Source organism: Cupriavidus sp. 05T41 (assembly GCF_056396525.1).
Window position 1 is genome coordinate 36,126 of sequence record NZ_JBFTLQ010000011.1, and the last position, 23,815, is coordinate 59,940.

A 23,815-nucleotide genomic window follows, 5' to 3' on the forward strand; every position below is an offset into this window, starting at 1 on the left:
GCCCTGCGCACCGTTCGCAAGGATCAGCAATGGGTGTACTCAGCGGCATTCGCGTAGTGGAATTCGAGGCAATCGGGCCCGGCCCGTTCGGGGCCATGCTGCTGGCCGACATGGGCTCCGACGTGCTGCGCATCGACCGCCCGGTCGCGCCGTCCGATCTCGGTCCCAGGTCGGCCACCGGCAAGCGCGTGGACGTGACCGGGCGCGGCCGGCGCTCGGTCACGCTCGACCTCAAGCAGCCCGAGGCGCGCAATGCCGCGCTGGCGCTGATCGAGCGCGCCGACGTGGTGATCGAGGGCTTCCGCCCCGGCACCATGGAGCGCCTGGGCCTCGGGCCGGAGGTGGCGCTGGCGCGCAACCCGCGCCTGGTCTATGGCCGCATGACCGGCTGGGGCCAGACCGGGCCGCTCGCCGACCGCGCCGGGCACGACCTGAACTACATCGCCCTGTCGGGTGTGCTGTCGGGCATCGGCCGCGCGGGCGAGGCACCGGTGCCGCCGCTGAACCTGGTGGGCGACTACGGCGGCGGCGGCATGCTGCTCGCGCTGGGCGTGGTGGCGGCCCTGCTCAATGTGCAGCGCGGCGGCGCGGGCCAGGTGGTCGATGCCGCCATGATCGAAGGCGCGGCGCAGCTCGGCGCGGTGGTGTGGGGCCTGCTGGCCTCGGGCAACTGGCGCGAGCAACGCGCCAGCAACCTGCTCGACGGCGGCACCCCCTGGTACGACAGCTACCGCACCAGCGACGGCCACTACATGGCGGTGGGCGCGGTCGAGTCGCGCTTCTACGCCGAGTTGCTGGACAAGCTCGGGCTGGCCGACAAGGGCCTGCCCGGGCAACACGACCGCGGCGGCTGGCCGCTCCTGCGGCAGCATTTCGAGGCGGTCTTCCTGACCCGCACGCGCGACGCGTGGTGCGCGGTGTTCGAAGGCAGCGACGCCTGCGTGGCGCCGGTGCTGGCCTTCTCCGAAGCCCCCGACCATCCGCAACACCGCGCACGCGGCAGCTTCGTGGAAGTGGCTGGCGTGGTGCAGCCGGGGCCCGCGCCGCGATTCCTCGGCACGCCATCGGAAATCAACCGCCCCGCCCCCGCGCGTGGCGAGCACGGCGCCGCCGCGCTGCGCGACTGGGGCTTCGATGCACCGGCCGTGGCGCGCTTGCAGGAACTGGGGCTCGGCTTCCTGCCGGATGCCTGAACGCAGGCGCAAGCCGTCCTGACCGGAGAATCAAAACCATGCCTCAGACGCAATCTTCCGCCGCCATCGCGCAGTGCCCCTCAACGTTGGCGCAGCCACCCGCGCAGGACCACGACGTGCCAGCCGGCTTCGAGCCGGTCGGCGGCGCCAGGGGCTTCGCGCGGCTTTGCGGCGGCTTCTACCTGCACGCACAGCGGCCCGTGGTGGGCGTGCGCATCGCCGCAGAGCACCTCAACAACATGGACATCGCGCACGGCGGCTTCCTGGCCATGCTGGCCGACAGTGCCTTCGGCATCGTCATGGTGCGCCGGCTCGGCACGCCGCCGGCGCGCACGCTGCACCTGAGCGTGGACTATCTCGGCCCGGTCCATGCCGGCGACTGGGTCGAAGCGCACGTCGACCTGCTCAAGCAAGGCGCGCGCGTCGCCAATGTGAACTGCCGGGTCATGGTCGGGGAGCGCACCGCTCTGCACGCGGCGGGCGTGTTCTACCTAGGCAGAAGCGACAGCCGCCCCGAGCCGGCGGCAGGCATCCCGCCGCCGGTCCGCGCTCCGTCCTGACCCGGTGCGGCACAGCGGAATCGCCGTTGCGATCCGGCACCCCCTCCCTTCTGGCGGGGGCGTGCGTGCCTGATCTTCCGTAGGCTTGTGTTGCGCCCACCGGGATCGTGAAGCGCGCCGCGGCGCATCGCCCAGCGGCCTCTCAGCTTGTCTCCACTTTGCCGGTGCCTCGATGCCGGCGAGGTTTTCGATCTCCGGCCTGACGGGCGGAGATCCTTTTCCTTTCCCAAGCGCCGGCGTTTCCACGGCACCGCGCACCGTCGCGCACCATCGCGCACCGTCGCGCGCCATCGCGCACGGCCCGCCGGGTTGACCCGGATAGTGGAATCCCGCCCCGCCGACACGGGTGGGTTACAGCCCTCGCCGCATCCCCTAACGTCGCACTCGGGAAGCCCTCCTGACCGGGCCCGGCCAGCGCGCCCGCACTGGCCGGAACCCGGGCGGAATCCGGGCGGAATCCACTCAGCCCAACTCAATTGCGAGGTCATGCCAGATGCGTAAGAAAACCCTGCTTGCCGCTGCCCTTCTTGCCTGGAGCGCCGTCTGCGGCGCGCAAGCCTACCCCACGCGCACCATCACCTTCGTCGTGCCCGGGCCGCCCGGCGGCGCGACCGACGTCATTGCCCGCACGCTGGCCGAAGACATGGGCAAGCGGCTGGGACAGACCATCATCGTCGACAACAAGCCTGGCGCCGCCGGCATGCTGGCCGTGCAGACGCTGACGCGCGCGGCGCCGGACGGCTACACGCTGCTGGTCACGCACTCCACGCCGCTCATGAACACGCCGTACCTCTACTCGCACGTGCCCTACGACGTGCGCCGCGATCTCGCCTTCGTCTCCGAGATCTGCATCGGCCAGATCGTGCTGGTGGTCAACAACAAGGTCCCGGTGAAGAACATGCAGGAGTTCCTTGACTGGGCCGCGCAGAACAAGGGCAAGGTCAGCTACGGCTCGTACGGGGTCGGGAGCATGCCGCATCTGCTGGGCACCTACCTGAACCAGTCGCGCGGACTCGACATGACGCACATCGCCTACAAGGGCGAAGCGCCGATGGTGCAGGACATGCTCGGCGGCAACGTCGCCTGGGCCATCGGCTCGGTCAGCACGCTGGGCCCGCAGATCCAGAGCGGGCGGCTGCGCCCGCTGGCGATCGTCGGCAAGCACCGGGTCAAGGAACTGCCGAACGTGCCGACCCTGCTCGAGGCCGGCCTGAAGGACCAGGAGCTGACCACGCCGGGCTGGGTCGGCCTGGTGGCGCGCGCCGGCACCCCCGCGCCGGTGCTCGCCCGCCTGGAAGCCGAGGCACGCGCCTCGGTCAATTCCGCGCCGATGAAGGAACGCTTCGAGTCGCTCGCGCTGGAGCCGGTGGGCAGCACCGCGCAGGAATTCAAGCGCGACTTCGAGACCTTCGAACCGGTGATGGGGCGCCTCATCAGGTCGACCGGCGTCAAGGCCGACTGATCCGCCGCCCGTCTGCGGCCGCGCGTCAATAGGGACTGACCGCCTGGCCGATTTCCAGCGGGAATAAAACCACGATCACCGCGATTCACTCCTTTTTGGGTGGGTTCGGAAAAAGAGCCCCACGCTCTAATGCCATCACGGGCACGGCAGTGGAGGAAGGTGCCCGGTGCCCTGCATACAACGATAAGGAGAGGACTCAGCATGAAAAGAACACTCGTCGCCATGGCGGCATTGAGCGCAGTGAGCGGCGCGGCATCTGCACAGTCGGGCGTCACCCTCTACGGCGTGATCGACGCATCCGTGGAGTACGTCAACCGGGTGGCCGCCTCGCCCGCGACCCCGACGGTCGGCGGCAGCCGCTTCGCGCAGCCGAGCGTGGGCGGCCTGTCCGCATCGCGCTGGGGCCTGCGCGGCGTGGAAGACCTCGGCGGCGGCAACCAGGCGCTGTTCGTGCTCGAAAGCGGCTTCCAGCCCGATACCGGCGCGCTGCAATCGAACACGCTGTTCTCGCGCCAGTCCTTCGTCGGGCTGCAGAACAACACCTACGGCAAGATCACGCTGGGCCGCCAGTACACCAGCTTCTTCGACGGCCTCGCCAACTTCTCGCCGCTGCGCTTCGCGGCCACCTATGAGCCCGGTATCTGGTGGCTGGGCCTGAACTACCGCGAAAGCAATATGGTCAAGTACACGGGCCAGTTCGGCGGGCTCCAGGCCGTGGCGCATTACTCGTTCGGCACCGGCGTCTCGGTGCTCAATGCCAGCACGGCCCTGGCCAACGGCGGCGCCGGCGAGACGCCGGGACACTTCAGCGACAACACGGCCTTCGGCGGCTCGCTGATGTACCTGAGCAATGGCTTCGGCGCGTCGCTTGCCTACGACGAATGGCGGCCCGCGGTCAACGTCGGGCAGCCAGGCACGGTCCGCAAGGCCGCCGGCGCCCTCAGCTACACCACCGGCCCGCTCAAGTTCACGGGCGGCTACCGCTGGAACAAGGCCGACTTCGCCAGTGGCGGCACGCTCCTGCGTGACGACTACTACTGGGCCGGCGTCAACTACCAGGCCACGCCGGCGCTTGGCTTGTCGCTCGCCTACTTCTATGCGGACGTCAAGTCGCAGCGCGCCACGGCGACCTCGGCGTCGACCAATCCGCCCAATATGCAGCAGTACAGCTTTATCGCCGACTACAACTTCAGCAAGCGCACGGACGTCTACCTGTCGGCGGGCTATGCGCGCAATGGCGGCCTGAGCTTCGACAGCGCGACCACGGCCTACGCGTTCAACTATCCGCAGATGACGGGGCAGAAAGGCATGGTCGGCGTCACGATGGGCGTGCGCCATATCTTCTGAGCGCCTGACCTGAACGCCTGACCGGAGCGCTCGCCGTGAGCGCTTATCGTGAGCGCCTGACCTGAACCGGTACTCAAGCGCCGCGTCCGCGCCGGCTGGCCACAAGACAGCCGGCGCGGGCCTCTGCGGCCCGACATACCCGACACGCCGGGCACACGCCGGTGCCGTCAGCCGGCCCCCGTATGCTGGCCCTGCCGGCGCGCGGCAACGATGGCATCGTAGCGCCGCGACACGCCGAGCTTGGCGAAGATCTGCCTGAGATTCCACTTCACCGTCAGCTCGCTGATATTGAGCGCCAGCGCGATGCGCTTGTTCGACATCGACTGCTCCAGCAGCCCGAGGATCTCCTGCTCGCGGCGGGTCAGGCCCGGCAGCCCTGTCTTGCCCGGCGCGTGCGTCGCGGTGCCGACGCGCTCGCCGCCTGTTGCGGAGGTCGCGGATGTCCCTGATGTGGCGGACGTAGCGGACATGGCGGGCGGCAAGCCCTGCAATCTGGCGAGATAGGCTTGCTGCGTGGCATCGCCCCGCCGACCCAGGCGCCCCAGCAAGCCGCCCACACGCTCGCCTTCATCGAGCAGCGTGCGCACCAGGCCCAGGCGATACGCCGTGGCCACCGCCGACTCCAGGCAAGCGGTAGCCTCGACGTGGCACCCCAGCGCATCCAGCGCCAGGGCCTGCAGGACATCGGAGGTGACCATCATCGCCTCCCTGCCCAGCCCCGTGATCGCAGCGCGCGCCGGTTCGAGCGCCAGCAGCGCGCCCTGCGCCTCGCCCATGGCCAGCGCGAGCCGCGCGCGCGCCAGCGCGGCCATGATCATGGTCTCGCCCGCATGGCCCTGGGCCAGCAGGTCGAGCGCGGCCTGCAGCGACTGCGCGTGCCGCCAGTCGCCTCCCGCGAGCACGATGCGCTGCCGCTCGGACACCATGTGCGCGACCCCGCGCGCAATGCCGCGCCCGCGGAAATGCGCTTCCATGTCGATCAGGTAGGCCACGGCGTCGTGCGGCAGCCCGGCCAGCGCTTCCAGGCGGGCATGGCACCGCGCGGCCCGCAGCACGACATCGGGCGACGACAGCTTGAGCATGTCGAGCCGGTCGGCCAGGGCCAGCCGCGCCGCCTCGGTGTCGTCCCGCTCATACAGGACCACCGCCGCCGTCGCCGCGCAGAAGCAGGCCCCGACCGAACGGCGGCCATGACGGCGCTCCGCATCGGCCAGGGCCTCCGTACTCAGGCGTTCGGCCTGCACGGCATAGCCTTCGAGCAGCAGCGCGCCGGCCGTGGTCGCCCGGGCCATCAGCGCCAGTTCGCCGGTGCCGTTGCGCGCCGCGCTTGCCGCGGCCGAGGCAAGCAGATCGCGCACGTCCGCGTGGCGCCCGCGCGCGGCCAGGCAGCGCAGGGTCAGGCCGAGCCGGATGTGCTCCAGCGCCGCCAGGCCCAGCGGGACGTGATCCAGCGTGGCCAGGATCGCTTCCAGTTGCGCCATGTCATCGCGCTGCAGGGCGATCACGCCACGCAGCAGCCGGCCATGCCGCGAGACGCCAGCGCCGGGGCGGGCCGCCTCGAGTAACGTCATCCATGCCTCGGCCTCGGCGGGCCGCGCCGTCACGGCGCTGGCCCAGCCGGCAAGCAGCAGCAGGCGCGGATGCGGCGCCAGCCGTTCGCACGGCACGGCTTCGATCCATTGGCGGAAGGCCCGCAGCTGGCTCAGGCTGGGCAGGGCCGGCAGCGCGCGCTCCACCAGGCCGGCGACAGCATCGAAATCCTTGCCCAGCAGCGCGTGCGGCACCGCCTCGGCGAAGTCCCCTTGCCGCACGAACCATGCGGCGGCACGGCGATGCAGCGCGGCCACGTCCTCCTGGCCGGCTGCCAGGCGCTGCGCCAGGAATGCGGTAAACATCGGATGGAAGCGGTACCAGTCGCCCGCCTCATCCGTGGGCGAGCACGTGTGCGCGTGCGCGGGCAGCAGGAACGAGCCGTGCGCGTCGATCGCCTCGATCAGCGCCGCGGCGTGGCCGGCGCCCGTGACAAAGGCGGCCAGCGCCGCATTGAAGCGCGGCAGCACCGAGACCGACTGCATGAAGGCGAGCAACTCGCCCGGCAGGCCGGCAAGCACATCCTCCAGCAAGTAGGCATGCAGGCGATCGGCATGGGGCGCCAGTGCGCGCAGGCGAGCGGGATGGCGCTGCCCCTGCTTGAGCGAGGCCGACAGCAGTTGCAGCCCGGCAGGCCAGCCGTCGCTGAGCGAGTGCAGGCGCGTGGCGGCATCCAGGTCCACGCGTGCGTCGCGATGCAATTTCAGGAAGGCGAGTGTTTCCGGATACGAGAATGCCAGGTCGGCGCCGCCCAACTCGCCCAGTTCGCCCAGCGCGCGCAGCCGGCCCAGCAACAGCGCCGGCGCCTTGCGCGATGCGATGACGAGGTGCAGGTTGGGCAGCCGCGCTTCGAGGATGGCCTGCAGCAAGGCCCGGCTGGCGGGGTCGCCGACGCGGTCGAACTCGTCGATCATTACGTACAGTTCTTCGCGCGCGGTGGCCAGCGCCCGGACCAGGCCAGCAGCCAGGCGTTGCGGCGCGGCCTGCGCATCGTCCGGACATGCCGCCTGGGCGCCGGGGCCTGCCGCATGAAGCAAGGCGGCGCGCAGGCCTGCCCACAATGCCTGCGGCGCATCCTCGCCGGCGCATGGCGACAGCCACGCCACGCTGGCGCCTTCGCGGATCAGCTTCTGGCGCCACTGCGCCATCAGGGTTGTCTTGCCGAAGCCGGCACCGGCGGTGATCAGCACGAGCTTGCGCTGGCGCGCGTCGTGCAGGCTGGCGAGCAAGGCTTCGCGCACGATCAGGCGCTTGCCAAGGCGTGGCGGCGCCACTTCGGCAGGGGGAACAGGATGATACCGTTGCATCGGATTTCGGCTCTCGGCAAGACCGTCGGGCGGCACGCGAAGGTACGGCCGGCTTGCCCCGGTGAAGGTCGGGCGTCCCGAAGGTGCGCGTAACCGGGGAGAACGCGCACCTTCGCCGATTGCGCGAAATATATACTAGGGTGGCATTGCGCGAGCCCCTGTCCCGGCTCCCCCACCTGATCCGGGTGGCCCCCGTGGCCGCGCGCGCAGGCCACGCGCAAGCGCGGCGAATCCCGCGCAAAAAAGCGGTGCGCGCCGGCCCCGGCAAGGCCCGGGCCGCGGCAGGTGCGCTGTACAATGCACCATTTCATCTGCGCCTGGCGCTTGCCGGCATGGCCTGCGCCAGGCCAGCAAGAAGGCACCGGTTACCTATGCCGCAAAGTCCCTCCACCCCCGGCGCAAGCCCACTTCCCGGCGCGGCACCGGACGCCACCGGCCAGGCCAAGCTGCAGCCGCCGCGCGACACGGTCAGGGTGCTGGCGCGCGAACGCCTGCTGGCCCAGCTGACCGAGGCGCGGCGCCGGCGCGCGATCGTGCTGCAAGGCCCGGCCGGCTGCGGCAAGACCGCGACGCTGCTGGCGTGGCGCCAGGCCTTGCTGACGCTTGGCTTCGACGTGGCATGGCTGACCCTGTCCGCCGACGACAACGACCTGGCGCGCTTGCTCGATGCCCTGCTGGGCAGCCTGGCCCGGGTCGATCCCGCGATCGTGCGCGAAGCGGCGCTGCTGGGCGGGCGCGGCGTGGACCCCGAAGCGGTCGAGCGCACCGTGCTAGCGCTCGTGCAGGGCATCGCCGCGCATCCGCGCGAACTGGTCCTGGTACTCGACGAACTGCAGCATCTTGCCGACGCGCGGGTCCATGAGGCACTGCAGTGGCTGTTCGACTACGCGCCCGCCAACCTGCATATCGCGCTGGCATCGCGCGGCACCGTGCCGCTCTCGCTCGGCCGCCTGCGTGACCAGGGCCTGGTGCTGGAGCTGGACCAGCGCGACCTGCGCTTCACGCTGGCGGAGTCCGAGCGCTTCCTGAAGGCGCAGCTGAGCGACATCACCACGCGCGACGCGCGCCTGATGCACGAGCTGACCGATGGCTGGGTGGCCGGGCTGCAGTTGTTTGCCACGCGCTGGAAGCGGCGCAAGCAGCTCATCGATGGCGTATCGTCGGCCGACGCCTTCGTGCGCGCCAATGTGCAGGACGCCGGTGCCTTCGCCGACTATTTCGAGCGCGAAGTGCTGGCCCGCCTGGCGCCGGCCGAAGCCGAGCTGCTGGTGCGCGCGGCCGCGTGCCAGCGCTTCAGCGCCTCGCTGTGCGTGGCGCTGGGCGACCAGTCGCAAACCTCGGCCGATGCGGTCGCGCTACTGGCGCGGCTCGACAGCGACAACCTCTTTATCGCCCCGGTCGACGGGCCGGATCGCGAGACCTGGTACCGCCTGCACCCGCTGCTGCGCGAGACCTTGCTGGAGCGCTTCCGCGCGCGCAGCGAAGGCCAGCAGCGTGCCGTGCACGCGGCTGCCTGGCACTGGTTCCGCGCCCATCGCCTGCTGGAGGAGGCGGTGCGCCACGCCGTGCTGGCGGGCGAGACCGCCGCGGCCGCCGACCTGGTGCAGGAACATGCCGGCACGCTCGGCGCGAGGGGCGAACAGCGCAAGCTGATCAGGCTGATGCGCCTGTTGCCGCCCGAGGAAATCCAGGCCCGCATCAAGCTGCGCCTGCTGACCCTGCAGATGCAGACCTTCGCACGCGAGCTGGACGCAGCCGCGGCCAGCATCGAACGCCTGCTTGCCGACATTGCGCCAGACGACCTGCTCGCCCGCTACCGCCTCACCATGCTGCGCTTCGGGCTGGCGGTGCAGCGCGACGACACCGACAGCGCGATGTCCCTGCTGCCGGAGATGCTGCAGACGCCCGCCGGTGTCGAGCCGGCCACCGTGGGCGGGCGCAACAACCTGCTGTCGTGGCTGTACATGCACCTGGGCGAGTACGAGCGCGCGCGCCGCATCCAGGCCGAAGCGCCGCCGCTGCTGGTCGAAGGCACGCCGCTGCTGGGCACCGCCTCCGGCAGCCTGAACGGGCGCTGCGTGGTGGGCTTCAGCTTCGCCCTGGAAGGCAAGATGATCCAGGTCGAGCGCATCTGCCGTGACGTCCTGTACGAAGCGGACAGGGCCGGCAGCGCGGCGGCCGAGCCCGGCTGCTTCGCCGCCGCGCTGCTCGGCGAAGTGCTCTACGAACAAAACGACATCGCTGGCGCGCGCCGGCTGCTGGAAGACCGCGTGGATGTGCTCGAGCGGGTTTCGATTCCGGACTCGGTGCTGCGCGTGCTGATGGTGTTGTCGGCATGCCACTGGGCCGCCGGCCACCGGCTCGATGCATCGGCCTACCTGGAGCGGCTGGAGGAGTACGCCGCACAACTGGGCCTGGACCGCCTGCTGGCCCATAGCCTCGGCGAACAAGTCCGGCGACACCTGTCGAATGGCGACCCGGATGCCGCGCATGCCGCGCTGGCGCGGCTCGATGTCATCGACGCACGCCACCCCCACACGCAGCCAAGCGCACTCGATGAGATCCGCGTGGTGGCCGAGCGCGCGCGCATCCAGCTATGCCTGGCGCACGACGACCTGGCGGGCGCGGCGCAGCGCCTGGCGCCGCTGATCGCCTTGTGCGACGCGCGTGGCTGGCAGCGCCACGTGGCCCAGCTGCAATGGCAGGGCGCGGTGGTGGACTTCCGCCTGGGCATGCCCGAGCCCGCGCGCGACAAGCTGCTGGCGGCCTTGCGCCGGGGCCATCGTCTCGGCCTGGTACGCAGCCTGCTCGATGCGGAGCCGGCGGCACTCGACCTGCTCGGCGCGATCATGCAGGACCAGGCGCTCGATCCCTTGCTGGCCTTCTACGTCGAGCGCCTGTCCTCCGCGCAGGCAGCACAGGCGGCCGGCATGCCCGCCGCGCCTGCCGCACCCGCCGCACCTGCGGTAGCCGGCGCCGGCGGGCTGGCCGCTACCGGCGCGGAAGCGCTTAGCGAGCGCGAGGCCGATGTGGTGCGGCTGCTCGGGCAAGCGCTGCCCAACAAGAAGATCGCGCGCACGCTGGGCCTGTCGCCGGAAACCGTGAAATGGCACCTGCGGAACATTTTCCGCAAGCTCGGTGTCAGCAGCCGCGACGAGGCCGTGGCGCGCGTGCGCGACATGGCACTGGATGCGGACCCGGACGCCGACCTGCCTGGCCAGGGCGGCTGAGCCTGCCGCGCGCGGCGCCCCGGCCCCGCGCCGTTCCCTTCCCCTTTCCCCGCTCCTTTCCTTCTCTTTCCTTCTCCTCCTGGCCGCCGGGCGCCGCCGTCGGCCAGCCGGCGGCGCGTGCCCGCGCATGGCCCGCGCTGGCATGCCCTGACGCCCCGCGCGGCGGCCCGGCCCGTCGGCGATCGTCCCGTTGCCGTGCCCAGGGCCACCCGGGCCGCAGGCGGAACCACCTGACGCGGGTGGTTATGGCGCGCCCCCCCTTGGCGGTAACTTAGCGACATGCCAATACCCGCTGCAATCGCGCGAATCCGCATCGCGAATCCGCATCGATAGCTGGCCCCGGGAACACACAGAGCAAGAACAAACGGCTGGCGCGCACCCGCGCATCCAGCCCAGGAGACAGGTGCAATGAACACTCCAATGGCCGCGCACGCGCCGGCTGCCGCCGACCGTCCCGTCGTTCCCGTCTACCGGCCCGCCGGGCTTCCCGAGCGCCCCACGCTGGTCGAGCGCCGCGACGACGGCACGCTGCTGCTGCGCTGCGCGACCCCGCCCGCCGTCATCCCGCAGCAAGGCCTGGCCGACTTCCTGCCCCAATGGGCGGACCAGCGCGGCGCCAATGCCGCCTTCCGCGAGCGCGATGCGCAGGGGGCCTGGCGCTCGATCAGCTGGACCGAACTGTGGCACCAGGTCCAGGCCGTGGCAGCCGCCCTGCTCGAGCTCGGCCTCGGGCAAGACCGGCCGCTGATGCTGCTGTCAGGCAACTCCATCGAGCAGGCGGTCCTGCTGCTGGCCGCCGAATACGTGGGCGTGCCCGCCGCCGCGGTGTCGCCCGCCTATGCCACCATCAGCCGCGATTTCGCGCGCCTCAAAGGCATTGCCGGGCTGGTGCCGCCGGCGGCGTTCTTCGTCCAGGCAGCCGCGCCCTTCGAGCGCGCCATCGCAGCCCTCGAACGCCCCGAGGCGCAGGTCATCGCGGTGGAGGGCGCGGCGGCCGGCCAGCTTGCCTGGAGCACGTTGACCGCCACCGAGCTGACGCCCGCGCGGCTGGCCGCGCTGGCCAGCGCCCGCGCCGCCATTCGCCCCGCCGACACCGTGCGCGTGCTGTTCACCTCGGGCTCCACCGGCGTACCCAAGGGGGTTGCCATCGCCTACAGCAATCTCGCGGCCGTGACCGCCTACTACGCGAACAACCTCGCCGCCCTCGTCGAGCGGCAGCCGGTGTTCCTCGACTGGCTGCCCTGGCACCATGGCCTGGGCGGCGTGCTCAATTTCACGCGCGCCGTTGCCTTGGGCGCCACCCACCATATCGACGACGGGCGCCCCGTGCCCGGCTTGTTCCAGCGCACCGTGCGCAACCTGCGCGAGGTCTCGCCCACCGTGTTCACCAGCGTGCCGTCCGCCTGGGCCGTGCTGGTCGCCGAGATCGAACGCGACCCGGCGCTCGCGCGCAGCCTGTTCGCCAACGCGGTGATGTTCAGCTATGGCGGCGCCAGCCTGCCGCGCGACGTGTGGCAACGCATCCAGCGCGCGGCCGAACAGACCGTGGGCGAGCGCATTGTCTTTTGCTCCGGCCTGGGCTCCACCGAGACCACCGGCATGGGCGTGTATTGCAGCTGGGCCACCGACGGCGTCGGCAATGTCGGCGTGCCGATGCCGGGCGCCGAAGTCAAGCTGGTGCCGCTCGACGGCGGCGACGGACGTTACGAGATCCGCATGCGCGGCCCCTTCGTCTTTGCCGGCTATGTCAATCGTCCCGACCTCACTGCCGCGGCCTTCGACGAGGAAGGCTACTTCTGCCTGGGCGACGCCGTGCGCCTGGCCGATCCCGCCGATCCGGCCCGCGGCCTGACGTTCGCCGGCCGCGTGGTCGAGGATTTCAAGCTGACCAACGGCACCTGGGTGCGGACCGGCGCGGTGCGCCTGGCACTGGTCGACAAATGCGCGCCGCTGCTGAGCGATGCCGTCGTCTGCGGCCACGATCACGACTACCTGGCCGCGCTGGCCTGGCCCAACCTCGCGGCCTGCCGCGAGCTTGACCCGGCACTGGCCGACCTGGACGCCGAAGCGCTGGTGCGCCACCCGCTGGTGGTGAACACGCTCAGCGAGCGGCTGCGCGCCCAGGGCGGCGGCGCCAGCAGCCTGAGCGTGCAGCGCCTGATGCTGATGGCCGAGCCGCCTTCGATGGATGCCAACGAGATCGCCGACAAAGGCTATGTCAACCAGGCCGCCACCCGCGCGCGCCGCGCCCATCTCGTCGAACAACTGTTCCACCCCGAACCCGCGGCGCACATCGCCTGCGTGCGCTGACACCGTATCGAGCCCCTTACCCCATCTTCCCGGAGCTTTCCATGCAAGTCACCCGTACCGTCTTCCGCGACGACCACGAAATGTTCCGCACCACGGTGCGCCGCTTCCTCGAACGCGAGTGCGTTCCCCACCAGGCCAAATGGGACAAGGCCGGCGTGGTCGACCGCGAAACCTGGCTCAAGGCCGGCCGCGAAGGCCTGCTGTGCATCACGCTGCCGACCGAGTACGGCGGCGGCGGCGGCGACTTCGGCCATTGCGCGATCTACAACGAAGAACTGGCGCGCGCCGGCGTCAGCGGCCTGGGCTTCGGCGTGCATTCCGACATCATTGCCCCGTACATCAACCGCCTGGGCAGCGACGAGCAAAAGCAGCGCTGGCTGCCCAAGGTGTGCTCGGGCGAAGCCATCCTGGCCATCGGCATGACCGAGCCGGGTACCGGCAGCGACCTCAAGGCCGTGCGCACCACCGCCGTGCGCGAAGGCGACGAGTACGTGATCAACGGCAGCAAGACCTTTATCAGCAACGGCCTGAACGCCGACCTGATCATCATGGTGTGCAAGACCGATCCCGGCGCCGGCTCGCGCGGCGTCAGCCTGATCGTGGTGGAAGCGGAGCGCGACGGCTTCCGCCGCGGCCGCAAGCTCGACAAGGTGGGCCAGTACGCGCAGGACACCGCCGAGCTGTTCTTCGACAACGTACGCGTGCCGGTGGCCAACCGCCTCGGCGAAGAAGGCAAGGGCTTTGCCTACCTGATGGGCGAGCTGCCGCAGGAGCGCCTGAGCATCGCCGTGGGCGCCGCCGCCAAGCTGGAAGTGTGCCTCGAGCACACCATCAACTACGTGAAGGACCGCAAGGCCTTCAACCAGACCGTGTGGGACTTCCAGAACACCAAGTTCAAGCTGGCCGACATCAAGGCGCAGGCCGTGGCGGTACGCCTGCTGGTGGACCACTACCTGGCCGAGCACGTGCGCCGCCGCCTGACGCTGGAAGAAGCCGCGATCGCCAAGCTGTATGCCACCGAAGCCCTGGGCCGCGCGCTCGACGAGATGGTGCAGCTGCACGGCGGCTACGGCTACATGCTCGAGTACCCGGTGGCCCGCGCCTTCGTCGATGCGCGCGTGACGCGGATCTATGGCGGCACCAGCGAGGTCATGCGCGACCTGATCTCGCGCAAGCTCTGAACATGCCAGCGCAATCCCAAGCAAGCGAAGGAAGAATGACATGACTCGTAAAGTATTCGTCGCCGGCGTCGGCATGGTCCCGTTCAAGAAGCCCGGCACCAGCGAAACCTATGACACGATGGGCGCGATTGCCATCCGCCAGGCACTGGAGGATGCCGGCATCGACTACGCCGACGTGCAGCAGGCCTATGCCGGCTACGTCTATGGCGATTCCACCTGCGGCCAGAAGGCGCTCTACCAGGTCGGCATGACCGGCATCCCGGTCATCAACGTCAACAACAATTGCGCCACCGGCTCGTCCGCGCTGTTCCTGGCGCGGCAGGCCGTGCAAAGCGGCGTGGTCGACTGCGCACTGGCGGTGGGCTTCGAGTTCATGGTGCCGGGCGCGCTGAAATCCGCCTGGACCGACCGCGCCAGCGCGCTGGAGCGCGCCAACAACCTGGTCGACGAACTGGTCGGGCGCCCCGACGGCCTGAGCAACGCCATCCGCCAGTTCGCCGGCGCCGGCATGGCGCACATGAAGAAGTACGGCACCAGGCTGGAAACCTTCGCCAGGATCCGCGCCAAGGCCAGCCAGCACGCCGCGCGCAATCCGCTGGCGGTATTCCGCAACATCGTGAGCACCGAAGACGTGATGGCCGCGCCGATGCTGTGGGACGGCGTGCTGACGCGCCTGATGGCCTGCCCGCCGACCTGCGGCGGCGCCGCCGCGATCGTGGTCTCGGAAGAATTCGCCCGCAAGCATGGCCTGCGCACCGACGTGCTGATCGCCGCCCAGGCGCTCACCACCGATGTGCCCGCCACCTTCGACACCAGGGACATGATCCGCGTGGTGGGCGCGGAGATGACGCGCTCGGCCGCCAGGAGCGTCTATGAACAGGCCGGCATCGGCCCCGACGATATCGATGTGATCGAGCTGCACGACTGCTTCGCGCAGAACGAGCTGCTGACCTACGAAGGCCTTGGCCTGTGCAAGGAAGGCGAAGGCGAGAAGCTGGTCAACGACGGCGACAACACCTATGGCGGACGCTGGGTCGTCAACCCGTCGGGCGGCCTGCTGTCCAAGGGCCACCCGCTCGGCGCCACCGGCCTCGCCCAGTGCTACGAGATGACCCACCAGATCCGCGGCACCGCCGACCAGCGCCAGGTGGAAGGCGCCAAGGTGGCGCTGTCGCACAACCTGGGCCTGGGCGGCGCGTGCGTCGTCACGGTCTACAAGAAGCACGGATGACGATGCCCGGCGTCCGGCCGCAACTCCCGGACGCCGGACCCCGGACCCCGACCCTTCCCCTGCCCCGACGGAATCCCTGACATGATCGACAAGAAATTCATCGGCAAGGTGATTGCGGATTTCCGCACCACCGCCGCCCCCAGCCAGCTGCGCTTCTTCGCCAAGGCCACCGGCGAGACCAACCCGGTCTATACGGACGAGTCCGCCGCGCGCGACGCCGGCCACCCGGCCCTGCCGCTGCCTCCTACCTTCCTGTTCTCGCTGGAGCTGGCGCAGCCGCCGAGCGGCTGGCGCGACGAGCTTGGCATCAAGGTCGAACGCATCCTGCACGGCGAGCAGTCCTTCATCTACCACCGCATGGCCTATGCCGGCGATACGCTGCACCTGCAGACCCGCATCTCCGACATCTACGAGAAGAAAGGCGGCGCGCTGGACTTCGTGGTGCGCGAGACGCGCGTGACCAACCAGGCCGGCGAGCACGTGGCCGACCTGCGCAGCGTGCTGGTCCAACGCAACGGCTGAAACGGAGAATCCGAATGAACAATCTGAGCTTCGACCAGATCCAGGTCGGCGATACCCTGCCCCCGCTGACGCTGGGAGCGGTCAACCGCACCACGCTGGCGCTGTTTGCCGGCGCCTCGAACGACCACAACGCGATCCATATCGACACCGACTTCGCGCGCAAGGCCGGCATGCCAGACGTGTTCGCGCACGGCATGCTGTCGATGGCCTACCTGGGCCGCCTGCTGACCCTGTGGGTGGACCAGCGCCAGTTGCGCGAGTTCGGCGTGCGCTTCGTCGGCATCACGCACCTCGGCCACCGCATCACCTGCAGCGGCCGTGTGGTGGAAAAAATGGAAAAGAACGGCGAGCGCCGCATCAAGCTGGAAATCCAGACCGCCAACCAGTATGGCGAAACCAAGATCCTCGGCGACGCTGTCGTCGCGCTGTAACTACTTGATACTCAGGAGACAAGACATGGGAACACTTGACGGCAAGGTGGCACTGGTCACCGGTTCGGGCCGCGGCATCGGCAACGCCATCGCCAGGCGCCTGGCCAGCGAAGGCGCACGCCTGGTGATCAACGACCTGGACGCCGAGCCGGCGCACCAGACCGTGGAAGAACTCAAGGCCATGGGCGTCGAGGCCGTGGCCTGCGTGGGCAACGTGAGCGCGCCGGATTTCGCCGAGCGCTTCGTCAACACCGCGATGACGAACTTCAAGAGCATCGACATCCTCGTCAACAACGCCGGCTTCACCTGGGACGACGTGGTGCAGAAGATGAGCGACGAGCAGTGGTACGCCATCCTCGACTGCCACATGACCGCGCCCTTTCGCATCCTGCGCGCCGCCTATCCGCACATCAAGGCCTTGCACGCCGCCGACCAGGAAGCCGGGCGCGAGGTCTACCGCAAGATCGTGAATATCTCGTCGACCTCGGCCCTCAACGGCAACGCCGGCCAGATCAACTACTCCGGCGCCAAGGCCGGCGTGATCGGCATGACGCGCGCCATCGCCCGCGAATGGGGCCGCTTCAACGTCAACGTCAACGCCGTGGCGTTCGGCCTGATCCACACGCGCATGACCTCGGCCGATGCCAAGGCCGGCGCCACGGTGAACATCGACGGCCGCGACATCCGCGTCGGCCTGAATCCGGAAATGCTCAAGACCCACGCCCAGCGCAACCCGCTCGGCCGCGGGGGCACCCCGGAAGAAGCCGCCGGTGGCGTGTACCTGTTCTGCTCGCCGGACTCGAACTACATCACGGGCCAGACCATCGCCGTGGCCGGCAACCTGCAGTAAGCCGCCCTGCCGCCGGTGGCCGCGCCCCAGAGGCGCGACCACCGGCGCGTTCAGGGGACATCCGTCCCGCGCGTCGATTCTTGCGCCACCACCCTGTTTCTGCCGTCGTCCTTGGCCGCATATAGCCTCCGGTCTGCGACCGCGACCAGTTCGCCAAGATCGCGGCATGCGTCGGCAATCAGCTCCGCCACGCCAATCGACACCGTGAATCGAATCTCCCGGCCGGGTGCGGTCTCCGGCAAGGTCGCCTCCGGGAGCGTACACACAGCCTGGGCAATGGCAAGCCGCATCCGCTCCGCAATCCGCGCAGCTTCATCCAGCGAGGTATCCGGCAGCAGGACGCAGAATTCCTCCCCGCCGTAGCGAGCCACCAGATCCTGCGGCCGCGCCACTGCCCGCGTCACGGTTGCCAGTGTCTTGAGGGCCTCGTCGCCGGCCGCATGGCCCCAGCTATCGTTGACATGCTTGAAGTGGTCGATATCGATCATCAACAGCGAGATGGGCCGCTCGATGCGGCGCCCCCGCGTGAGGACATCGAAGTCCGCTTCCAGCCGCCGCCGGTTTGCCAGTCTGGTCAGCGCGTCCACGCGCGTGAGCTCCCGCAACTGGTCGCCCAGTATCATCTGCCGCTTCAGCAACTGGTCGACCACGGCAAGCGTCGCCCACAGCAGGAGGCCCAGCAGTAGCCAGATACCGGCGAACGGCACGCTGAACTGGCCGACCACGGCCAGGAACAACGTTCCCGCCGGCACATGGTCGAGCAGCACGAGGTCGGCGTTTTCCAGCTTTCTGTACAGGAGAAAGTCCTGGCGGACACTCAACATACCGCCGCCAGCCCGGAACAGCGTCGGGACCGCCAGGCCGCTCCAGTATGCCGGCAGCGTCTTCAGCCAGCTTTCGTCCGTGACGGTAAACGTGCTCTCGCTCGATGCGATGAGCGTTCCGCGCCGGTCCACGAGCGCGCGGGTATCGTCGTGGCTGGTCGCGGCATGCAGGTAGTCCTGGATGCGTCTCTGCGGGATCTCGAATACGATGGCACCGCGAATCGCGCCGTCGAGGATCACCGGGGTGGCAAACAGCAAAAGCGGTCCCGCAAGGCTTCTTCGCCCAAGGACCGGGTCGAAGATCACGTCGTGGTCCGGCAGGCGTTCTCGCGCGGGGCTGAACAGCCCCGATGAAGCGAACAGCTCGACAAAGGCGGCGACCTGCTCGTCCGCCACCGGCGGGCAGGCAACGACAACGCCAGTTGCCGAAACGAAGAAGGCATGCGCCAGATCCGCGCTCATCCGATACTGGACGGCCAGCAACTGGCTCATCACGCGGGACAGCTTCAGATCCTCGAGCAGGGTCGAGTCCCGGCGGCCCAGCCCGGGAATCCGCCTCAGTTGCTGCGAGCCGATGCCGCGGACCGGCGCATCGGCATCCGGCACCTGGAGGCTCCACAGCGGATTGTCCTGCGCGGCGAGCGCCTTGCGCAGCGGCTCGTCCGCTGCCGGATCGACCTGCGCCGATTGCTCGGCGAGATAATGCTGGGCGCTGTTGCGCAGAAAGCGCATCTGTCGCTTGGCGCCGCGAATATCGGCGTCCAGCGCCAGGCCCTGCAGTTCCAGCCGATGCGCGCGCAGATCCAGTTCTCGTGCACGGACAAGGAAATACTGGCGCCCGGCAAGAACCAGCGTAACGATGAACACCGCCGCGAAGCACAGGACGACCGCCTGGCGAGGACGCGACCTTGCGCGGCGCCAGACTGTGCGTGGAGTCGTACGCGGTGGCGCGCCAAGGTGCATGCCTGTTCTCCGATGCCGTAGTGCCCGACGCGGTGCCCGATCCTGCGACCGGACCGCATAGCTGCGAAGACAGTGTAACGCCGCAATCGCCGCAGAAGGCTGCGGCATGCCTTCACGCCCGACCGCGGGCTCAGGCTCGAGGGCGGATGAAGGCGATGAAGGCGATGAAAGCGGATGAAGGCACTCGCGAGTGCGGTGCCTTCGAAGCCCGTTGCGGGACTACGCTCAGGCGCGCGGGCCGAAGCCGCGGTAAGGCAGCAATGGAATGACATGCAGGATCTGCAGCATGCCGGCCTTCACCAGCGGCAGTGAATCCACCATCGCCTGTGCCTCGCCAAGGCTGCCAGCTTCGAGGATGGAGACGGCGCCGCGTTCGTCGCCGCGATACCAGATCTGGCGCAGGTGGCCTTCGGCATACAGCGTGCGGGCGCGCTGCGCCTCGTCTTCGAGATACGGTGCGAAATCGGCGTCGGCGTACAGGTCCGTGCGCATGCGGGAAAGAGCCAGGAATTGCATGTCGGGTCTCACTGGTTGGCAAATCGATCAGGGGAACCGCCGCCCGCTCATTCGGCGGCTGCGCCGGAGCTGCGGATCACGGCCGCCCATTTCGGGATTTCGCGCGACAGGTGCGTGCGCATGGCCTCGGACGAGCCGCCTTCCGGCACGGCGCCAAGCGTGGCGAGGCTTGCCCGCACCGACGGGTCGCGCAGCGCGGCATTCACCTGCCTGTTCAGCGCATCGACGATCGCCGGCGCGGTGCTCGCGGGGGCAAAGAGCCCATACCAGGACTTCACCTCGAAGCCCGGCAGGCCCGATGCAGCCACGGTCGGCACGCCGGGCGCGAACGCCTGCGGCTGGCTGCTGGTGACTGCCAGCGCGCGCAGCTTGCCGCTCTTGATGAAGGGCAGCACGGACGGTGCGTTGTCGAACATCACCTGGACCTGCCCGGCCATGAGGTCGGTCAGGGCCGGCGCGCTGCCCTTGTATTGCACGTGCTCCATGCGGATGCCGGCCATCGACTTGAACATCTCGCCGGACAGATGCGTCGACGAGCCGACCCCGGACGAGCCGAAGTTGACCGCGTCGGGGTGGGCCTTGGCATAGGCGATGAAATCGGCGACCGATTTCACGGGCAGTGCCGGATTGACCACCATCACATTGGGAAAGCTGGTCACCAGGGCCACGGGGATGAAGTCCTTCTGGATATCGAAGGACAGCTTCCTGTACAGCGTGGCGTTGATGGCGTTGGCATTGGAGCCAAGGAACAGGGTGTAGCCGTCGCTGGTGGAGCGGGCCACCGAGTTGGCCGCGATGCTGCTGGCCGCGCCGGGACGATTCTCCACGACGAAGGGCTGGCCCATCTGCACGGAGAGGCGGCTTGCCAGCAGCCGCGCCACCGAGTCAGCGGAGCCGCCAGGGGCATAACCCACCACGATCCTGACCGGTTTGGAAGGATAGGCCGGCTGCGAGGCTGCCAGCAGCGGTGTCATCAGGCCAAGCATGGCGAACAGGACTCGGGAAATGCGTTTCATGGGTGTAGACCGGAAGAATGGCGAAATCAAGGAAAGTCGGGCGGCGGGGGCTCACGCGACGGGCAGGTAGCGCTCTACCAGCCGCGCCCAGAAGGCCGCGCCGACCGGCAGGTTGTCGTCGTTGAAGTCGTAGCCAGGGTTATGGACCATGCACCCGCCCTCTCCCGCGCCGAGGCCGACGCCGTTGCCCAGGCGCAGGAAGCAGCCCGGCCGCTCCTGCAGCATGAACGCGAAGTCCTCGCTGGCCATCACCTGCTCGAAGCTGGCGTCGACGCCTTGCGCGCCGACCAGCTCTCGCGCCACCTCGATGGCGAAGGCGGTCTCGGGCTCGCTGTTGACGACGACCGGGTAGCCATAGATATAGTCCACCTCGGCGCTGGCGCCGTAGCTCAGCGCCTGCGCCTGGACCAGCGCCTCGATGCGCGTGCGCAGCAGCTCGCGCACGGCAGGGTCGAAGGAGCGCACGCTGAGTTCCAGCGTCGCCGAGGCAGGTATCACGTTGTTCGCCGAGCCGGCGCGCAACACACCGACGGTGACCACTGCCGTGGAGGCGGGATTCACGTTGCGGGCCACGATGGTCTGCAACGCCATCACGATGCTCGACGCGACCACCACGGGATCGATGCTCAGGTGCGGGCGCGCGGCGTGGCTGCCCTTGCCGTGCACGGTGATGGTGACCTTGTCGCCGGCAGCCATGAAGGCGCCGCTGCGGAACAGGAACCTGCCCGCCGGCTCGCCCGGATGATTGTGCATGCCGAAGACGGCGTCGCAGGGGAAACGCTTGAACAGGCCTTCTGCGATCATGCGCTGCGCGCCGCTGTCGACGCCCGCTTCCTCCGCGGGCTGGAAGTAGAGCCTCAGGGTGCCATCGAACCTCCGCTGCGCCGCCAGATACTGCGCGGCGCCCAGCAGCATCGTGGTGTGGCCGTCGTGGCCGCAGGCATGCATGATGCCGGGCATCCGGCTGGCGTGCGGCAAACCCGTCGCTTCCTGGATGGGCAAGGCGTCCATGTCGGCGCGGATGCCGATGCTGCGGCCGCCGTTGCCGGCCTGCAGGCTCGCCACCACGCCGGTGCCGCCGACACCCTCGACCACGTCGTAGCCCCACTCACGGAGCATGCGGCTGACCAGCGCGGCCGTTTCCAGCTCGTTGTAGGCCAGCTCGGGGTGCTGGTGTATGCGGCGGCGGATCGCGCGAAGACCTTGGGCGCTGGCCTCGAGGTCACTCACATTGCAGAAGTGGGGGGCGGACGACATGGCGTTGGGCGTTGCTCTTTGGTGGAATCGATGGCGGATTATTGGCCCGCCCAATTGGTACGATCAATGTATGATTTCGGTGATTACCGTTGCTTTCAAGTCAACAGACAGGGCAGCAGACAAGGCAGCAGACAAGTCAACTGACGACGCAGAAGACTGACGCAGAGACAACCCCGGACACTGCAGATTTATGGCGAATACGACCTTGAACGAGAAGCGCCTGGCCTACTTCTATGAAGCCGCCAGTTGCGGATCGCTGCGCGGCGCGGCAGACCGCATGAACGTCGAGCCATCCGTGGTCAGCAGGCAGATCCAGCAGCTGGAGAACGAACTCGGCGTGGCGCTGTTCGAGCGCAAGGGCCGCGGCGTGGTGCCCACCGAAGCGGCAGCGCTGGTGATGGATCACTGCCGCAATCGGCTGGCCAGCGAAGAGGCGCTGCGCGAGCGGCTGGACGACCTGGGCGGATTGCGCCGCGGCTCGCTGCGCATCGTGGCCGGCGAAGGGTATGGCGATCTCCTTATGGACGGCATCCTCGACGTATTCTGCCGGCAATACCCGGGCGTGCAGGTGTCGGTGGAGTTCGCCAGCGCCGCCGAGGCCGTGCGCATGGTGACGGCTGACGAAGCGCATATCGGCGTGGTCCTGAGCCCGCCGGCCGATGCGGGCATCCGCGTCGTCAGCGAGCGTACGCAGCCGATCTGCGCGGTGGCCTGGGCCGGCCATCCGCTGGCGCAGGCGCGGCGGCCCCCCACGCTGCAGGATATCAGCGCCTATCCCGTCGCCACCATGGGCCCGGGATTCGGCCTGCACCAGCTCGTGCGCCTGGCCGAGTTCACCGAAGGTGTGCAGCTCATCCCGGCTTTCACGACCAGCTCCATCGCGATGCTCAAGCGCTTTGTGGTCGCCCGGCTCGGCGTGACCTTCCTGTCCGGCAGCGCGGTGGCGAGCGAGGCCGCGCGCGGTGAAGTGGTCGCGGTGCGGACGGCGAACCAGGCGCTGGAATCCGCCCGCACCAAGGTCATGGTGCGGGCCGACCGGCCGCTGACGGCGGCCGGCAAGCGGATGCTGGCGCTCATCGAAGCCGCGATGAATCGCCCCGTTGGGCCGGCTGCCGGCCGCCGCAAGGGCTAGCCCGGCGCCAGGCCGGCTTGCGGCGAGCGACTTGCGGAACGACCCGGGCTTGCCGAAATACCGCGGCAACCTGTACAGCCCGCCATTGATCCGCGCCCTGCGCGGACGGAATCATCGCCGCGCAAACCCGCATTGATAGCAGGACCAGCTCGCGCAGGCCGCGCAGATGAGCGAACAAGGGATCGGCGCGGGTGATCGCATCATGGCTAGCGCACGACACTGACGCGGCAATCTGCGTTCGGCGTCACCGGGCCCCGCGACGCGGCCCTTGATGCACGCAGGGATAGCCGGCCGGCCCACCCATCAGGGTAAATACCCCCTCGCCAGCCCTTGGCCACTTCCGATGCCTGCCCTACAATTTATCACACGATCACTAATCGATCGATCAATAGCAAGGGTACCCATGGCAATCACCAAACTCGCGCACTTCTCTATCCGCAGCACCGATCTCGAGAAGTCCTGCGCCTTCTATCAGCGCATCCTCGGCTTCAGGCGGGGCTACCGCCCGCCTTTCGATTTCCCCGGCGCGTGGCTCTACATGGGCGGCGACGAAGGCGACTTCGGCACCGTGCACATTATCGGCATCGACCCCGACAACCCTGCAGGCCTGGCTGCCTATCTTGGCGAACGCGCATTGCCGGAAGCCGGCACCGGCACGCTCGACCACATCGCCTTCCTGGCCACCGGCGTCGCCGACATGTGGGCCACGCTAAAGGCCGAGGGCATTGCGTGGCGGGACCGCACCGTGCCCAGCCTCGGCCTGCACCAGCTCTTCATCGAAGACCCGTCCGGCGTCACCATCGAACTGAACTATCCCGCAGCCGAGGTTGCGGGCCTTGAAATGCCGGGCGCCGCGGACAGCGCGCGCAGCCTCGAAACTGCAGGAGAGTGAT

Annotated in this window: 18 protein-coding genes; 13 read left to right on the forward strand and 5 right to left on the reverse strand. The window is 69.1% G+C overall.

What is annotated here, in order from left to right:
- Window positions 1–29 precede the first annotated feature (29 nt).
- The 4 genes from AC1DKV_RS09085 (at window position 30) to AC1DKV_RS09100 (ending at window position 4,562) form a co-directional block, all read left to right on the forward strand.
- Window positions 30–1,193 carry a CaiB/BaiF CoA transferase family protein gene (locus AC1DKV_RS09085; protein WP_441614824.1) on the forward strand — a complete coding sequence of 388 codons (1,164 nt, stop codon included), beginning with the start codon at window positions 30–32 and terminating at the stop codon, window positions 1,191–1,193.
- Between the two features lie 38 nt (window positions 1,194–1,231).
- Window positions 1,232–1,753 carry a PaaI family thioesterase gene (locus AC1DKV_RS09090; RefSeq protein ID WP_441614825.1) on the forward strand — a complete coding sequence of 174 codons (522 nt, stop codon included), beginning with the start codon at window positions 1,232–1,234 and terminating at the stop codon, window positions 1,751–1,753.
- A 493-nt stretch (window positions 1,754–2,246) separates the two neighbouring features.
- Window positions 2,247–3,215, forward strand: coding sequence for a Bug family tripartite tricarboxylate transporter substrate binding protein (locus AC1DKV_RS09095; RefSeq protein WP_441614827.1), 969 nt, complete (start codon window positions 2,247–2,249; stop codon window positions 3,213–3,215).
- Window positions 3,216–3,416: 201 nt separating this feature from the next.
- Window positions 3,417–4,562 (forward strand): porin, encoded by a 1,146-nt coding sequence (locus tag AC1DKV_RS09100; RefSeq protein WP_441643276.1) that lies wholly within the window; start codon window positions 3,417–3,419, stop codon window positions 4,560–4,562.
- 167 nt (window positions 4,563–4,729) lie between these two features.
- Here AC1DKV_RS09100 and AC1DKV_RS09105 read toward each other — a convergent pair whose 3' ends face one another.
- Window positions 4,730–7,459 (reverse strand): winged helix-turn-helix domain-containing protein, encoded by a 2,730-nt coding sequence (locus tag AC1DKV_RS09105; RefSeq protein ID WP_441614831.1) that lies wholly within the window; start codon window positions 7,457–7,459, stop codon window positions 4,730–4,732.
- Between the two features lie 371 nt (window positions 7,460–7,830).
- Between AC1DKV_RS09105 and AC1DKV_RS09110 the strand changes: the two genes are divergently transcribed.
- The 7 genes from AC1DKV_RS09110 to AC1DKV_RS09140 all read left to right on the forward strand — a co-directional run bounded on the left by AC1DKV_RS09110 (window position 7,831) and on the right by AC1DKV_RS09140 (window position 17,214).
- Window positions 7,831–10,689: a winged helix-turn-helix domain-containing protein gene (locus AC1DKV_RS09110; protein WP_441614833.1), complete on the forward strand. Its 2,859-nt coding sequence runs from the start codon at window positions 7,831–7,833 to the stop codon at window positions 10,687–10,689.
- Between the two features lie 408 nt (window positions 10,690–11,097).
- Window positions 11,098–12,999, forward strand: a complete 1,902-nt coding sequence (locus AC1DKV_RS09115) for a feruloyl-CoA synthase (RefSeq protein WP_441614835.1) — start codon at window positions 11,098–11,100, stop codon at window positions 12,997–12,999.
- Window positions 13,000–13,040: 41 nt separating this feature from the next.
- Complete coding sequence (locus AC1DKV_RS09120) at window positions 13,041–14,180, forward strand: acyl-CoA dehydrogenase family protein (RefSeq protein ID WP_441614837.1); 1,140 nt, start codon at window positions 13,041–13,043, stop codon at window positions 14,178–14,180.
- 40 nt (window positions 14,181–14,220) lie between these two features.
- Window positions 14,221–15,411, forward strand: coding sequence for a lipid-transfer protein (locus AC1DKV_RS09125; RefSeq protein ID WP_441614839.1), 1,191 nt, complete (start codon window positions 14,221–14,223; stop codon window positions 15,409–15,411).
- Between the two features lie 81 nt (window positions 15,412–15,492).
- The gene (locus AC1DKV_RS09130) at window positions 15,493–15,933 is read left to right on the forward strand and encodes a MaoC family dehydratase N-terminal domain-containing protein (RefSeq protein WP_441614841.1); all 441 of its coding nucleotides are present in this window, start codon (window positions 15,493–15,495) and stop codon (window positions 15,931–15,933) included.
- A 14-nt stretch (window positions 15,934–15,947) separates the two neighbouring features.
- Entirely contained in the window at window positions 15,948–16,364 is a 417-nt protein-coding gene (locus AC1DKV_RS09135) for a MaoC family dehydratase (RefSeq protein WP_441614843.1), read from the forward strand.
- 25 nt (window positions 16,365–16,389) lie between these two features.
- On the forward strand, window positions 16,390–17,214 hold the full coding sequence (locus AC1DKV_RS09140; protein ID WP_441614845.1) for an SDR family NAD(P)-dependent oxidoreductase: 825 nt from the start codon (window positions 16,390–16,392) through the stop codon (window positions 17,212–17,214).
- Window positions 17,215–17,264: 50 nt separating this feature from the next.
- Here the strand turns inward: AC1DKV_RS09140 and AC1DKV_RS09145 are convergent, their stop codons facing one another.
- From AC1DKV_RS09145 to AC1DKV_RS09160, 4 genes are all read right to left on the reverse strand, one after another.
- Window positions 17,265–19,001, reverse strand: coding sequence for a diguanylate cyclase (locus AC1DKV_RS09145; protein ID WP_441614847.1), 1,737 nt, complete (start codon window positions 18,999–19,001; stop codon window positions 17,265–17,267).
- 225 nt (window positions 19,002–19,226) lie between these two features.
- Window positions 19,227–19,517 (reverse strand): muconolactone Delta-isomerase family protein, encoded by a 291-nt coding sequence (locus AC1DKV_RS09150; protein WP_441614849.1) that lies wholly within the window; start codon window positions 19,515–19,517, stop codon window positions 19,227–19,229.
- Window positions 19,518–19,564: 47 nt separating this feature from the next.
- The gene (locus AC1DKV_RS09155) at window positions 19,565–20,533 is read right to left on the reverse strand and encodes a tripartite tricarboxylate transporter substrate binding protein (RefSeq protein ID WP_441614851.1); all 969 of its coding nucleotides are present in this window, start codon (window positions 20,531–20,533) and stop codon (window positions 19,565–19,567) included.
- A gap of 51 nt (window positions 20,534–20,584) precedes the next feature.
- Entirely contained in the window at window positions 20,585–21,790 is a 1,206-nt protein-coding gene (locus AC1DKV_RS09160; RefSeq protein WP_441614853.1) for a M20 aminoacylase family protein, read from the reverse strand.
- Between the two features lie 190 nt (window positions 21,791–21,980).
- Here AC1DKV_RS09160 and AC1DKV_RS09165 point away from each other — a divergent pair, with 190 nt between their 5' ends.
- Both AC1DKV_RS09165 and AC1DKV_RS09170 read left to right on the forward strand, forming a co-directional pair.
- Entirely contained in the window at window positions 21,981–22,922 is a 942-nt protein-coding gene (locus AC1DKV_RS09165) for a LysR family transcriptional regulator (RefSeq protein ID WP_441614855.1), read from the forward strand.
- 403 nt (window positions 22,923–23,325) lie between these two features.
- A complete protein-coding gene (locus AC1DKV_RS09170) occupies window positions 23,326–23,814 on the forward strand; it encodes a VOC family protein (RefSeq protein ID WP_441614857.1) in 489 nt (162 codons plus the stop codon).
- Window position 23,815: the final 1 nt, after the last annotated feature.

Excerpts from the sequence above, each read along its gene's own strand:
- AC1DKV_RS09085 (WP_441614824.1), top strand. The coding sequence starts at position 30 with ATGGGTGTACTCAGCGGCATTCGCGTAGTGGAATTCGAGGCAATCGGG.
- AC1DKV_RS09090 (WP_441614825.1), top strand. The coding sequence starts at position 1,232 with ATGCCTCAGACGCAATCTTCCGCCGCCATCGCGCAGTGCCCCTCAACG.
- AC1DKV_RS09095 (WP_441614827.1), top strand. The coding sequence starts at position 2,247 with ATGCGTAAGAAAACCCTGCTTGCCGCTGCCCTTCTTGCCTGGAGCGCC.
- AC1DKV_RS09100 (WP_441643276.1), top strand. The coding sequence starts at position 3,417 with ATGAAAAGAACACTCGTCGCCATGGCGGCATTGAGCGCAGTGAGCGGC.
- AC1DKV_RS09105 (WP_441614831.1), bottom strand. The coding sequence starts at position 7,459 with ATGCAACGGTATCATCCTGTTCCCCCTGCCGAAGTGGCGCCGCCACGC.
- AC1DKV_RS09110 (WP_441614833.1), top strand. The coding sequence starts at position 7,831 with ATGCCGCAAAGTCCCTCCACCCCCGGCGCAAGCCCACTTCCCGGCGCG.
- AC1DKV_RS09115 (WP_441614835.1), top strand. The coding sequence starts at position 11,098 with ATGAACACTCCAATGGCCGCGCACGCGCCGGCTGCCGCCGACCGTCCC.
- AC1DKV_RS09120 (WP_441614837.1), top strand. The coding sequence starts at position 13,041 with ATGCAAGTCACCCGTACCGTCTTCCGCGACGACCACGAAATGTTCCGC.
- AC1DKV_RS09125 (WP_441614839.1), top strand. The coding sequence starts at position 14,221 with ATGACTCGTAAAGTATTCGTCGCCGGCGTCGGCATGGTCCCGTTCAAG.
- AC1DKV_RS09130 (WP_441614841.1), top strand. The coding sequence starts at position 15,493 with ATGATCGACAAGAAATTCATCGGCAAGGTGATTGCGGATTTCCGCACC.
- AC1DKV_RS09135 (WP_441614843.1), top strand. The coding sequence starts at position 15,948 with ATGAACAATCTGAGCTTCGACCAGATCCAGGTCGGCGATACCCTGCCC.
- AC1DKV_RS09140 (WP_441614845.1), top strand. The coding sequence starts at position 16,390 with ATGGGAACACTTGACGGCAAGGTGGCACTGGTCACCGGTTCGGGCCGC.
- AC1DKV_RS09145 (WP_441614847.1), bottom strand. The coding sequence starts at position 19,001 with ATGCACCTTGGCGCGCCACCGCGTACGACTCCACGCACAGTCTGGCGC.
- AC1DKV_RS09150 (WP_441614849.1), bottom strand. The coding sequence starts at position 19,517 with ATGCAATTCCTGGCTCTTTCCCGCATGCGCACGGACCTGTACGCCGAC.
- AC1DKV_RS09155 (WP_441614851.1), bottom strand. The coding sequence starts at position 20,533 with ATGAAACGCATTTCCCGAGTCCTGTTCGCCATGCTTGGCCTGATGACA.
- AC1DKV_RS09160 (WP_441614853.1), bottom strand. The coding sequence starts at position 21,790 with ATGTCGTCCGCCCCCCACTTCTGCAATGTGAGTGACCTCGAGGCCAGC.
- AC1DKV_RS09165 (WP_441614855.1), top strand. The coding sequence starts at position 21,981 with ATGGCGAATACGACCTTGAACGAGAAGCGCCTGGCCTACTTCTATGAA.
- AC1DKV_RS09170 (WP_441614857.1), top strand. The coding sequence starts at position 23,326 with ATGGCAATCACCAAACTCGCGCACTTCTCTATCCGCAGCACCGATCTC.